Source organism: Pseudomonas sp. G11, assembly GCF_029457515.1.
GTDB classification, from domain to species: domain Bacteria; phylum Pseudomonadota; class Gammaproteobacteria; order Pseudomonadales; family Pseudomonadaceae; genus Aquipseudomonas; species Aquipseudomonas gorinensis.
This window is the reverse complement of record NZ_CP120377.1, coordinates 4,956,585-4,970,810: the sequence shown is the minus strand read 5'-3', so window position 1 is coordinate 4,970,810 and position 14,226 is coordinate 4,956,585. Positions and strand designations below refer to the sequence as shown.

The following is a 14,226-nucleotide window of genomic DNA, read 5'->3' as shown; positions in this document are numbered from 1 at the left end:
GCCTTGACGAAACCCACGCTGAAACCCCGCTGTCACCTGCCGCCAAACCGCTCAAAAGCATGACCAAAACACCCGAGAATCTTTTTAAAAATCAAGCCCTTCCTCCCGAGGTTTTTTCGTTTTGCTGTCATCGGAAGCTGCCAAATTCCTAACCCATGGCCTCACCCCTCGCCACCCCCGACACACGGCTTGGGACCGAAGCCATGGCGTCATGCAAGAGCCATCTACCCCAAACGTACAAACACGATGAAAGGAGATTCTTCATGTTTAAGCGCAACGTTCTCGCGGTATCCATGACCCTCGCTGCACTGTGCTCGGCACAGGCTGCAATGGCTGACATCAACGGCGGTGGTGCGACCCTGCCACAGAAGCTGTACCAGACCTCCGGTGTGCTGACTGCCGGTTTCGCCCCTTACATTGGTGTGGGCAGCGGGAATGGCAAGGCAGCCTTCTTGACCAACGATTACACCAAGTTCGTGGCTGGCGTGAGCAACAAGAACGTGCACTGGGCCGGTAGCGATTCGAAGCTGACTGCGACTGAACTGTCGACCTACGCCACCAACAAACAACCTACCTGGGGCAAATTGATCCAGGTGCCTTCGGTGGCTACTTCGGTTGCCATTCCTTTCCGCAAGAGCGGTGCCAACGCGGTTGACCTGAGCGTTTCAGAGCTGTGTGGTGTGTTCTCCGGCCGTATCACTGACTGGAGCGGGATTTCGGGCGCTGGCCGTACTGGCCCGATCACGGTTGTCTATCGCAGCGAGAGCAGCGGTACCACCGAGCTGTTCACGCGTTTCCTTAACGCCAAGTGCACTGAGACCGGCACTTTCAACATCACCACCACCTTCGGCACCAGCTACACCGGTGGCCTGCCTGCCGGCGCTGTTGCCGCCACTGGCAGCCAGGGCGTGATGGATGCCGTGAACGATACTTCTGTCGCTGAAGGCCGCATCACCTACATGAGCCCTGACTTCGCTGCGTCTACGCTGGCCGGTCTGGACGACGCCACCAAGGTTGCCCGTGTTGGTAAAAACACGGCTAAGGGCATCAAAGGCGTATCGCCAGCTCCGAGCAATGTTTCCGACGCCATTGCTCAGGTTCTGCCACCTAACGACCCGAGCGCTCCGCTCGATGTCACCAACCCGGACAACTGGGTTCCAGTGTTCGGTAAAACAGGCGTGGCCGGTGTCCAGCCGTACCCGGATTCGGGCTACCCAATCCTCGGCTTCACCAACCTGATCTTCAGCCAGTGCTACGCCGACGCTACCCAGACCAGCCAAGTGCGTGCCTTCTTCACCAAGCACTTTGGCGACACCAACAACAACGACGACGCCATCACGGCCAACCGTTTCGTACCGCTGCCAGATAACTGGAAAACCGCCATCACCGATAACTTCGTGACGGCAAGCAGCGCGTTGAGCATCGGCAAAACCAACGTTTGCAACGGCATCGGTCGTCCGCTGTAACCCAAGCTTTCACCGACCTGCAACACCTGATCAGCAACGGCCTGTGCCGTTGCTGATTTTTTGCGTTGCGATTTCTTCTGTAGGAGCGAGCTTGCTCGCGAAGGTCGTCAACGATGACGCGGGCCTGCTGAATGCCTGCGGCGTCCTCACGTTTTTCGCGAGCAAGCTCGCTCCTACAGAAACTGTGCGTCGTCCTTATCGGGCCGTTACCAGTCCTTTATGAACTTTGCATGACAGAAGTTCAGTCGCGCCCCCCGCCAACCGCCTAACCCTCATACACAAGCCTGTCTTGCCCCTGGGCGCCAATAAAGAAGGAAGATTCCCGATGGTCCGCTGCAAATCGCCGGTTAACCTGAAAGCCCAAGAGACGGTCCTGCGGCTCAAGCCCTTGGCCCACGCCATTGCCTTGTTGATGGTGGCAGGCAATGCCCAGGCGGCCACGGCGTTCAGTTCCGGTTGGTTTGCCGACAAAGGCGCGTCCCAGGCCGCGACGGCGGCGCGGATCAGTGCCGGGCAGGTGCCGGGGGTTCCAACGCTGAACCAGCAAGCGCGGGTCAACCAGCAGATGGCGCGCTCGATCAGCAACTTGAATACCAGTGTCGCGGCGATTGCAGCGCAGCAGGCGGCGCAAGCGGCAGGGCGCCAGGCGGCGTTTGGCCAGGTGTCGACGATTCCCGATGGCCTGGGCAAGGGCGGCCTGCAAGTTGACAACAGCCTGACCCAGGGCTGGACCAACGCCAAGGGCCCGACCCAGAGCCAATCTGGCGGCAAAACCACGGTGAGCATCGAACAGACGGCTGACAAGGCGATCCTCAATTGGGAGACCTTCAACGTCGGGCGCAACACCACCGTGGATTTCCAACAGCAGTCCAGTTGGGGCGTACTCAACCGCGTCAACGATCCTGATGCGCGACCCAGCGAGATCCAGGGCCAGATCAAGGGGGCTGGCACGGTGATGATCGTGAACCGCAACGGTGTGGTCTTCAATGGTACCAGCCAGGTCAACGTGCGCAATCTCGTGGCCGCCGCTGCGACCATCACTGATGAGCAGTTCACCCAGCGCGGTATTTACGTGGATGGCACCGGCACCCAGCCGACCTTCACCGACGCAGCGGGCAAGGTCCAGGTACAGCGCGGCGCGCTGATCCAGACCCACACCCCGTCCACCTCGACGGATGCGGGCGGCTATGCCTTGCTGCTCGGTTCAGAGGTCGAAAACGCCGGCACCATCAGCACCGCCAAGGGGCAGACCACCCTGGCGGCCGGTGACAGTTTTTACATCCGCAAGGGGGTCGGCACCACCGGCAACGATCGTTCCACCACCCGTGGCAACGAAGTGGCGACCAGCCTTAACACTGGCAGCAGTGCCGGCAAGGTCAGCAACAGCGGTTTGATCATGGCCTCCACCGGCGATATCACCCTGACCGGGCACCAGGTGCAGCAAAACGGCGTGGCCCTGGCCAGCACCTCGGTGGACACCCGTGGCACGATTCACCTGCTCAATTCCGCCACCGACACCACCGGCAGTGTGACCCTGGGCGAGGGCAGCACCACCGCGATCCTGTTGGACAGCAGTGGCAGCACTGCGCTGAACAGCCAGCAAAGCAATGGCCTGACCAAGCTCGACGGCACCCCCGCCAACCTGATCACCGGTCTGTTCAACAACCTCAGCGCCGTGGCCGATCGCACCGACCAATCGCGTATCGAGATCGTCAGCGGCGGCACCGTGGATTTCCAGAAGGGCTCGATCACCCTGGCGACCGGCGGCCAGGTCGCCGTAAGCGCCGCCGGCCGCAGCCTGGTGCGCGATGGGGCGATGATCGACGTGTCCGGTGCGGTAGGCGTCAAGGTGTCGATGGAAGCCAACAACATCAAGATCAACGTGCAGGGCAACGAGCAGCGCGATGCGCCGGTCAACCGTGACAGCGGGCAGTTGATCAACAACGATGTGTGGGTCGACCTGCGCGAGCTGGTGTTTGTGCCCGCCGGCACCAACGGCTATGCGACGGATCGCTGGTACACCGCCGGCGGCTTGCTGGAAGTCGGTGGCTACCTCGGCACCCAGGGCCACTCGGTGGGTGAGTGGATGGCCCAGGGCGGTACCGTGACCTTTACCGGCAAGGACGTGGTGACCCAAAAGGGCGCGCAGATCAACCTGTCGGGTGGCACCGTGGATGTGCAGGCCGGTTATATCCAACAGACCTGGCTCAAGGGCCCCGATGGGCGCTTGTATGAAGTGTCCAGGGCGCCGGGCGACATTCTCTATTCCGGTTTCTACAAGGGGTTTGAAGACACCAGTAAACGCTGGGGCCAGACCGAGTATTACTACAACCCCATGATCGCCAAGCAACGCCGTTACGAGTCGGGTTACACCGTGGGCCGCGATGCCGGCAAGCTGGTGGTCGGAATCACCAGCGCGGTGCTGGAAGGGCAACTGATCAGTGACGTCTTCCAGGGCGATCGCCAGACCCAGGCGCCAAACCTCAACCTCGACGGTTACCAGCAGTCACAGAAGGCCATGGCCCAGCGCGCGCAGTTGATCATTGGCGGGTACACACCGGTCTATAACAAGACCACCGGCACCCTGCGCTATGCCCTGAACGGCACTGCCGCCGAAGTGCTGATTGACAGCAACACCCAAAAGATCGCCGAGGGCCTGGACCTCAGCACCGCACTGCCGGCGGATCGCCAAGGCAAGCTGGTGCTCGACAGCGATCAGCTCAATGGCTACTCACTGAGCGCGATCAAAGTCGGTGCCACTCAGCAGATCACCGTCAACGGTGCGCTCACGGTGGCGGATGGCGGCGATATCACCTTGTTCGGGCCAGGGGTCAACCTCAACGCCAACCTCACGGCCCATGGTGGCAGCATCAATGCCGGTAACATTCTCAGCCAGGTCGACCCGCTTAAAGCCGGGGCTGTGGGTGACACGATCCTGGCGGGGGGCGGTATTGTCGACGTCGCCGGCGGGGTCAGGCTGGACACCACCGGGCGCTGGAACAACCTGCTGCTGGACCCAGCCAATACCGCCGGTGTGGCCTATGTGAACGGCGGCAAGGTGTCGCTGCGTAGCACCGCGAATGTCAACCTGGCGACGGGCAGTGTGGTGGACGTGGCTTCCGGTGGCACGCTGGGTGTGAATGGCACCCTCACTGGCGGCAAGGGCGGTGACGTGACCCTGGCGGCCCTTGGCACTTTGGCGCTGGACGGCGAGATTCGTGGCTATGGCGTCAGCGGCGGCGGCACCCTGGCGTTGCAGGCGCGCCAGGTGCAGATAGGCGACAGCGCCACGGCGCCGGCCGCCGACACCTTGCAACTGGCCGGCGACTTCTTCAATAAGGGCTTCTCGGCCTATGACATTACCGGCAATGAAGGGCTGCTTGTCACCGATGGCACCCAGGTGGATGTCACCACGCCGGTCTACCGTTTGGGCGAACAGACATCCGGCGTTTCGAGCGGCAGCGACCCGGCCGCTGCCCTTGAGCGCTGGACGCCAGCGTTGTACCAGGAAAACCCGACCCAAGGCGTATTGAACCAGCGCCTGGGTGCCAGCTTGAGCTTGACCGCGGGTCATCAGGACTCCACTGCGGCCGACCTGGCCACCACGACCCTGACCGTAGGCCAAGGCGCGGTGATCAATGTCGACCCCGGCCAGGGCATCAACCTGCGCAGCGTCGGCCAGCTGACGATGAACGGTACTCTCAATGCCTGGGGCGGGAGCGTCAGCCTCGGCGGCCTGACGGTGGGCAGCTCCGAAGCGACGAATGCCGTTGGCCATGGCCGCTCGATCTGGGTGGGCGAGAACGCGCTGATCGACGTGGCGTCGCGGGCGGTTACGGCGGTGAACAACCGTGGGGGGGTCTACGGTCAGGTGCGCAGTGGCGGCAAGATCAGCATCGGCGGCGATATCGACCTGGCGACCGGCATTGCCAAGGCCAGCGACCTGTTTGTGGTGGTGCGCAAGGGCGCGCGCCTGGATGCTTCGGGTGCCCAGGCGGCGCTGGACATTCCAGGCCAGGGCCGGGTGTTGGTCGCGAGCAAGGGCGGCAGCATCAGCTTGGCCTCCAACAATGGCCTGTACCTGGACGGCAGCGTTGTCGCCCGGGCCGGTGGTGCGGGGGCGGCGGGCGGTAGTTTGTCGCTGGCGCTGGAAAGCCCGTATTACGCCAAGAGTACGGTCACCGACAGGGTGCTCAATGTGCGCGAGCTGGTGATCAGTCAAGTCCATCAAGACAGCCTCTTACCGGGTACCGCCGATGCCGCGGCTGCGAGCCTGGAATACGGTCATGGCCGCCTTGGGGTGGATCAGGTCAGCGCTGGTGGTTTTGACAACCTGGCTTTGCTCAGCAACGGCCTGTTGAGTTTTGACGGCGACGTGGCGTTGAACATGGGCCAGAGCCTGCGCCTGTACAGCGGCGCCATGGGCCTGACTGAAAACGCTGCCGCTAATGCCCGTATCAACCTGTCGGCGCCTTACCTGTTGTTGGCGGGCATCCTTGCGCCGCTGGATCCCACAAAGGACCAATACCTGCATCCGGTGTTGACCTCAGGCATGTCGCGACGCGCCAGTCAGGCGGTATTCAACGCCGGTGGCAACCTGATCGATGTGCGCGGCAATGTGCTGATGGGCAACAAGAGTGATCTGACGCTGGCCGATGGCAGCCTGGTGACTGTCGACCGTCGCGGTTTCGACGATGTACAACTGACGAGCCAGGGCGACCTGCGCTTCTTGGCCGGTGCCGATGCAAACGTGATTGCCCAGGGCATCAGCACACAACTGATGACCCGGGGGGACATGACCCTGAGTGCCGCACAGCTGTACCCCGCGACCGAAGTCGGGGCGCGGGTGATCGCCGGTTACCTGGACGGTCTCAGCAACAATGGCACCGGCTTCAACTACGACCCGACGCGTACCTTGACCATTGCACGCACCGGTGACAGCCAGAGCGCCACGCCGTATTCGGCGTTCGGTCGCCTGCAATTGGGCGGCCCTACCATCAAGCAGGGCGGGGTGATACGCGCGCCCCTGGGGCTGATCGAAATTGGCAGCCTGGGCTCCAGTCGTGTCGAATTGCTGCCTGGCAGCCTTACCTCGGTGAGTGGCAAGGGGTTGGTGCTGCCCTATGGCGGCACGGTGGATGGGCAGGTTTATAAGTACAACGGCAAGACGGTGACGTTCATCGGCCAAGGAGGCTCAGCCCTCAACGGCACCCTTAATGTCGGCATGACGTTGGGCGGTGAGTCGGTGTTGGTGCGGCCTGGTGCTACCGTTGATCTGTCCGGCGGTGGCGAGCTGCTCGGGGCCGGGTTCATTTCCGGGCGCGGCGGCTCCACGGATGCGCGCTACAACCCGTTGGTGCAGTTCGGCGCAAATGGTGGCTTTGTGTTGCCGGGGCTGGGCACTAACCCGGTCTATGCGATTGTGCCCGGCGCGCAACCGGGCTACGCCCCGGTAGCACCGGAGGGTGGGGCCGTCGAGCCGCTTGTGGGCCAGCAGATCACGATCGGTGCTGGTGTGCCGGGGCTGGCGGCGGGCACTTATACGCTGATGCCGTCCACCTATGCCCTGATGCCGGGGGCGTTCAGGGTGGAAATCAACGGCCTGGCCGGCCTTGGCAGTCAAGGGGCAGCCCAACTGATGGGCAACGGCTCATGGTCCACTGCCGGGCAGCTGTCCATCGCCAACACCGGCATCAGCGACAGCATCGCGAGCCAAGTGATCCTGACCTCCGCCGATACCTTGCGCCGTTACTCCCAGTACAACGAAACCAGCTACGCGCAATTTGCCATAGCCGATGCCGCGCGGCTCGGTGTCCCACGGGCATTGCTGCCTGTGGATGCGAAGACCTTACAACTGGCCTTGCGCCTGGGGGCCGGGGCGGATGCTTTTTCGTTCCAGGGCAATGGTCGCTTCGAGGCCGCTGAAGGGGGGTACGGGGGTACCGTTGCGCTGATGAACGTAGACCACAGCGGTCTAGGCAACGACCTCGAAATCGTGGCTGCCGGCCGGGGCGCCACCAGTGGTTTCAACGGTATCACCGTGGATGCCGACAGCTTGAATTCGCTGGGTGCCGCGCGCCTGATGATCGGGGGGACGACAGTGGTCAACTACGGCCAGGCGGGCAACTACATAACCCTTGCCAACGGCACCACTGGCGCTCTCGTCTTGCGAGAGGGCGCGAGCCTGGCGGCGCCGGAAGTGTTCCTGGTGGCTTCCACCGGTTCCATCGTGGTGGAGCAGGGGGCGTCCATCAATACTATCGGGCGTGGCAAGGCCAGTTATGACGCGCGTGACGGTTTCATCTACAACCTGGCCAACACACTGGCGGTTTCCAACGGTTTGCTCAATGTGGTCGCAGCGGCGCAACCGGATGTCGGCCGCGGCATCCAGTTGGGGGTATGCAACAACGCGCCGTGCACTGGGCAGACCGCCCTGTACTCCGAAGGCAGCATTGTCGCCTTGACCGACAGCACCCTGCAGATGGGCGATCAGGTGCGTTATGGCACCCGTCACCTCAACCTGGGGCTGACCAGCATCAACGTTGGCAGCCCGCAAGCGCTGGCCGACGCCGCGGCGGGGAATCGCTTGCCAGCGGGCCTGACCCTCACCCAGCAAGTGCTCGACCGCCTGCTGCGCGGCGACACTCAATTTGGCGCTCCGGCCCTGGAAACCCTGCAACTGTCGGCGCGGGACAGCTTCAATTTCTACGGCTCCGCCACCCTCGACACCTACGATGCGGTGACCGGCAAGTCCCTGTTGAACAACCTGATGCTCTCCACCCCGGCGATCTACGGTTCCGGGGGCGCGAATGATGTGGCGACCATCCATACCGCCAACCTGATCTGGCAGGGCGCCGAGGCAGCCCCTGGCATGGTGGTGGCGGGTGGTGCGGGCACCGGCAGCGGGCGCCTGGATATCAACGCCGAACGCATCGTGTTCGGTTATGGCGAGTTTGCCCAAGCCAGCACCACGGCAACGTTGAAGCACCTCGCCCTGGGCTTTGCCAATGTCAACCTGAATGCCAGCGACCGCATCACCGCCAACCACAAGGGCAGCCTTTCGGTGTACCAGAGCCAAGGTGCCTATGACGCGCTCAAGGGCTTTGCCTACAGTGGCGGCAACCTGAATATCCTCACGCCACTGATGACCGGCGAAGCCGGCTCGGTGAATAAAATCACCGCGGGTGGCGCCATCGACATCAGCGCATCGGCAGGCCCGGTGGGTAAAGTGGAAGGCCTGGGCGGCGAGCTGTCGCTGCAGGGCGACAGCCTTCGCCTGGCCAGCGCGGTGGTACTGCCCAGCGGCAAGGTCACCCTGGGCGCCCGTGGCGACGTGGTGCTGACCGACAACGCATCGGTTGATGTGTCCGGTCGCTCGATCGTTTTCAACGACCTGACCAAATACAGCGCGGGGGGCGACGTGGTGCTGGAGAGTCGCGCAGGCAATGTGCAGCAGGCCGCGGGCTCGACCATCGACTTGTCGGCGCAGTACAACCAGGCGGGCAAGCTACGCGCCGTGGCGGTGGGCGGCACGGCCGGCACCGTCGACCTGGCGGGCAAGATCCTTGCGGGTAGCAGCGGTTATTACGATGCCGGCGGCACCTTGGTGCCGTACCTGGCCGGCGCGGTGGAAGTCCAGGCCCAGCACCTGGGTGGCAGCGGCAGCTTGAGTGACCAGTTCACCGCCCTCAACCAGCGTCTCAACCAGGGCCAGGTCTTTGGCGCGCGCAGCTTCCAGCTCAAGCAGGGCGACCTGATCATCGGCGACGGAGTCAAGGCCAACACCGTGGATGTCTCGGTGGACAGCGGCACGTTGCGCGTGACTGGCCGGGTGGACGCCAGTGGCGAGCGCGTCGGCAGCATCAACCTGGCTGGCAAGAACGGCCTGACCCTGGACGGCACTGCGGTGCTTGACGCCCATGGCACGCAATTGCGCGTGGACAGCTACGGCAAGATCATTGATTCGCCGAACCGCGCCATCGTGGTCCTGGGTTCCGGCACCGGCCAACTGACCCTGGCCGATGGGGCGCGAATTGACCTGCGCCATGGTACCGAAGCCGCCACCGCCAATGACGGGCGCAACCGTGGCACGTTGGAACTGAATGCGCCGCGCCTGGGTGCCGATGACATCGCGATCGACGCCAGTGGACGCTTGACGATCCAGGGCGCGCGCTCGATCGCCCTCAATGGCATGGCCACCTATGATAATGCGCCGCTCGGGACCGGTACGACCGCCAGCGGCAGGCCGTATCAGGTCATCACCCAGAAATACCTGGATGACATACACGGTCTCAACACCACGTTCATCGATGCGGCGTTGAGTAACACCAACCTGGTACAGAACAAGCTGGCCGGTCTGAACAATGCGACCTACGGCGATACGTTCCACCTGCGTCCCGGCGTAGAAATCATCAGCAAAACCGCCGATGGCGACCTGGTGGTACAAGGCGACCTGGACCTGTCCGGCTATCGCTACGCCAGCCTGAAATCGCCTACCCGTGCGGTGACCGAGGCGGGCAGCCTGACGCTGCGCGCCGGTGGTAACCTGAATATCTACGGCAGCATCAATGACGGCTTTGCAGTGCCTGCAGCGACGGCGGATGACAACGGCTGGGTACTGCGTGCGGGTCTCGATTACACCGGCGGCGCGGTGGTAATACCGCGCAACGGTGTGATTCTGGCGGACGGTACGACGTTCCCAGGTGGCACGACGCTTAACTTTGACCTGCCGATCAAAGCGCGGAGCCTGCCGGCTGGCACCCGGCTGCCGGTCGCAGTGACCCTCGCTGAGGAACTGGTGCTTCCGGCCGGCACGGTGCTGGCGGGCGCCGTGCGCGATGCGACAGGGAGTGTGCTGTACCCGGCAGGCACCCTGTTAAGCACAGCGGTGACCTTCCCGGCTGACAGTATCCTGGATGCCGGGAACGTGTTGGTCAGTCTGACCGAAGTCAAGCAGATGACCTGGCCTGCTGGCGTGCCGCTGCCCAGCGTAGCCTCCGTGACCCTCTTTGGCACCAAGGAACTGCCTCGTGGTGCGCGGTTGCCGGAGGGCGTCAACTTTAAATTTCCGGGGGCCGCAAAGTCGATACAGTTGCGAGTGCCGGACCCAAACTATCCGAACCGTCTATGGGCCGCAGCGCCCATGCTGCCTGAGGGCTCCCAGTCGTGGTCGATGCGCCTAGTGGGTGGGGCCGATACCCAGGCGGCCAACAGCCGGATGCTGCTGGCGCATCCACAGGCCGGTGCCGGTGATCTGCGCCTGGCCGACAGCCATTACGGCGTCTTCGGTCCGAGCAAGATAGTGGGCAGCAGCGCGCGTTTCAGCGTAATCCGCACCGGTACGGCGGACCTGGAATTGCTGGCCGCGGGTGATTTAAGCATGGAATCGCTCTTCGGCGTCTACACCGCCGGCAGTCCCACCGCTGCCACCGCCGGTAGCCCGCAAGGTGCCTGGTTCCCGGATGGGGGAGGTAATGTGTTGTTGAAGGTCGGTGGCAACCTGACCGGCAACATTACCAGCAAGGCGAGGTCCACTGGCGGGCGGCCGGTGACTACCGATGGTGAGGTGGATTCGGTCAACGTCGGCAATTGGCTCTGGCGTCAAGGCAATGGTTTGAGCGGCAGCCAGGCGCAACCCACCGCCTGGTGGATCAACTTTGGCTCCAAGGTGCCGTTAGCGGGGCTAGCGGATCGGATGGTGGGCTTTACCGGGTTCGGCACCCTGGGCGGCGGCAATCTGAATGTCGAGGTCGGTGGCGATGCGGGGATGCTCAAGCCTGTGGCGAACCTGGCTGGCAACATAAGCCCGCGCAGCACGGGCCTGGTCCTGGCGGTAGGCAGTACTGGGCGGGTCGCGGCCGATGGCAGCCTGCAACTCACCGGCGGCGGCGATCTGAACGTGCGGGTGGGTGGGGCGGTGAACCCCGGCAGCCAGACGGCGCTGGAGCATCTCAATGGCGCGGTGGTGGATCTGCGTGGGCATGTACAACTGACGGGTGGCGCCCTGGGTAGCCTGACGTTGCGTTATGGCAGCCAGCCTAAGGATCAGAGCCCCAGCGAAATCCGCGCCTACGATCCGACCCGCTCGACTTCTGCGGCCGCGACCGGTGGTTGGAGCCTGTTTCCGGGGGATGCGACCTTCAGCCTGGCCACCCGTGGTGACCTGGTGCTGCAGGACGTGGCCGACCCTGGCCGTGCACCGCAGATGAATATCCTGGCTTACGAGAATAATGGGGTCAGCGGTCTGGGGCAGAGCTGGTTCAGCCTGTGGACCAACCGCACAGCCATCGACTTGTTCTCGGCCGGTGGCAATCTCACGCCGTTGACCGATACCGCAGAGTCGGACATGGCAGCAGTGTATCCCGCGACATTACGTGCAGTCGCCGCCAATGGCAGCCTGTACTACGGCCGCGCTTCATCCTTCAACACAGCACCTTGGCCGGAGCTCAAGGCGCTGGTGTTGGCACCGTCGACCAACGGCCAGTTGCAGCTGCTGGCGGGGGATTCGATCTACGGCGGTGACCTGACGATCAGCCGTTCCAGCGCGGCGCCGAATAGTTTGGCGAGCATCCTGCATCCGGCTTTCCAGGGCTTTATTAGCAGGCGCCCGGACGTGGGCAGCGGGAATGTCTCTATCGACGGCAATATTGCCCGCCTGGGCATCTCCTACCCGTTGTTTGCCTTCGGTCCCAACACCGCCAGTACGTCATGGGGTGATGCTCTGGAGCCTGCACGTTTCTATGCGCTGAGCGGCGATCTGCTCGCGGTCAACAGTGGGCGTGCGATCACCATTACCGGCTCGGATGACGCGCGTTTCGGGCAGACCTATTACGAGGGCGCTGGCGCGGTACGGATGCTGGCCGGGCGAGATATTGTCCGCAGCGGCACTCTCCTGAGCGGCGCCACGGGCGGGGACCCGACGACCGGTCAGTACACCTTTGCGGGCAACCTGTTCGTGCATAACGGCGCCAGCGACATTTCCATCGCCAGCGCCGGTCGCGACATCCTCTACAGCAGCTTCAATGTCGCCGGCCCCGGCACCCTGGAAGTGACCGCTGGGCGCAATATCCTGATGGACGACCAAGTGGCGATCACCAGCCTGGGGGCCGTGGCTCCTGGCGACACCCGGCCCGGTGCGAGCATCGTGATGCAAGCCGGCGCAGGCCCCAACGGCCCGGATTACCGCCGCTTTGTCGAGGCCTACCTGAACCCCGCTAACCTGGCCCAGCCAGGGGAGTCGATCCAGGGCGGCAAAATCGCCAAGACCTACGAAAACGAGCTGGTCTCCTGGCTGGCCGCACGCTTCGGTTTCGTCGGCAATAGCGAACAGGCGCGGACCTACTACGCCGCACTGCCGGTCGAACAACAGCGGGTTTTCGCCCGTGACGTGTACTTCGCCGAACTCAAGGCCGCCGGCCGCGAGTACAACCAGGACGGCAGCGTACGCCAGGGCAGCTATGTCCGTGGGCGTGCGGCGATTGCCAGGTTGTTCCCCGAGACCGACGTGGCCGGTAACCCGATCAGCTACAAAGGCAATATCACGATGTTCGGCGGCGCGGGTGTACACACCAACTTCGGTGGCTCGATCCAGATGCTCACCCCAGGCGGTAACCAGACCTTCGGCATCGAAGGCGCGGCGCCTCCGTCGACGGCGGGTGTGATCACCCAGGGCTCGGGCAATATCCAGCTGTATTCCTTGGGCAGTATCCTGCTCGGCCAGAGCCGCATCATGACCACCTTCGGCGGTTCGATCATGGCCTGGACCGCCCAGGGCGACATCAACGCCGGGCGCGGTTCCAAGACCACCGTGGTGTACACACCGCCCAAGCGCGTCTATGACAACTGGGGCAACGTGGGCCTGTCGCCATCGGTACCGAGCACCGGGGCGGGGATCGCCACGTTGAACCCGATCCCGGAAGTGCCGGCGGGGGACATCGACCTGATCGCACCGCTGGGCACCATCGACGCGGGCGAGGCGGGCATTCGGGTGTCGGGCAACGTCAACATCGCCGCCTTGCGCGTGGTCAACGCGGCCAACATCCAGACCCAGGGCAAATCGTCCGGAGTGCCGGTGACGGCCACCGTCAACACCGGCGCCATGAGCTCGGCCAGCGCGGCGGGGGCGGCGGCGTCCCAGGCAGCGGAGGGTGCCGCACGCAGCCAGCAGGCGGCGGCCAAGCAGGGCAGGGCGTCGATCGTGACGGTGGAGGTACTGAGCTTTGGCTCCGAGCCGGTACAGCGCGAGCCGCAGGAACAGCAGAAAACCTCCGGCTACAACCCCAACAGCCCGGTGCAGGTACTGGGCGCCGGACCGTTGAGTGAACAGGCGCGTGCGCGCTTGACGGATGAAGAGCGCAAGCAGATCACGCTGTAACGATTTAGAAGGGACCTCTCGATGTACCGTTTGGGGCGATCAATGATCGCCCCGTTTTTTTGGGGTTGTTGGCGCGGCGGCCTGATAGCCGACCGGATTTGTGGCTGGTGTACTCGGTTAAAAATGTGGGAGGGGGCTTGCCCCCGATGAGGGCGTGTCAGTCACTTATTGGTTAACTGACTCGGCGCCATCGGGGGCAAGCCCCCTCCCACAATTGGATCTCCACAGGTCAGAGATCTCCATAGGTGAGGTAGACCTCGGCCTGGTTTTGCTCTGTCTTTTGCTGCCTTGGAGCCGACCGGTGTTGTGGCTGGTGTACTCGGTTAAAAATGTGGGAGGGGGCTTGCCCCCGATGAGGGCGTGTCAGTCACTTATTGGTTAACTGAC

General features: G+C 63.5%; 2 protein-coding genes and 1 pseudogene. All 3 read left to right on the top strand.

Annotated features, from left to right (window positions below; all coding sequences use genetic code 11):
* Positions 1-263: 263 nt before the first annotated feature.
* The 3 genes and pseudogenes from P2T68_RS22765 (at position 264) to P2T68_RS22760 (ending at position 13,839) form a co-directional block, all read left to right on the top strand.
* A complete protein-coding gene (locus P2T68_RS22765) occupies positions 264-1,466 on the top strand; it encodes a substrate-binding domain-containing protein (RefSeq protein WP_024074816.1) in 1,203 nt (400 codons plus the stop codon).
* A 52-nt stretch (positions 1,467-1,518) separates the two neighbouring features.
* A pseudogene (locus tag P2T68_RS35195) lies at positions 1,519-1,644 on the top strand (outer membrane lipoprotein carrier protein LolA); the annotation flags it as partial.
* Positions 1,645-1,791: 147 nt separating this feature from the next.
* Positions 1,792-13,839, top strand: coding sequence for a filamentous haemagglutinin family protein (locus P2T68_RS22760; RefSeq protein ID WP_277378319.1), 12,048 nt, complete (start codon positions 1,792-1,794; stop codon positions 13,837-13,839).
* The last annotated feature ends 387 nt before the right edge of the window (positions 13,840-14,226 follow it).

What these genes read in the sequence shown, in the direction of transcription:
- P2T68_RS22765 (WP_024074816.1), top strand. Translation starts at nt 264, where the DNA reads ATGTTTAAGCGCAACGTTCTCGCGGTATCCATGACCCTCGCTGCACTG.
- P2T68_RS22760 (WP_277378319.1), top strand. Translation starts at nt 1,792, where the DNA reads ATGGTCCGCTGCAAATCGCCGGTTAACCTGAAAGCCCAAGAGACGGTC.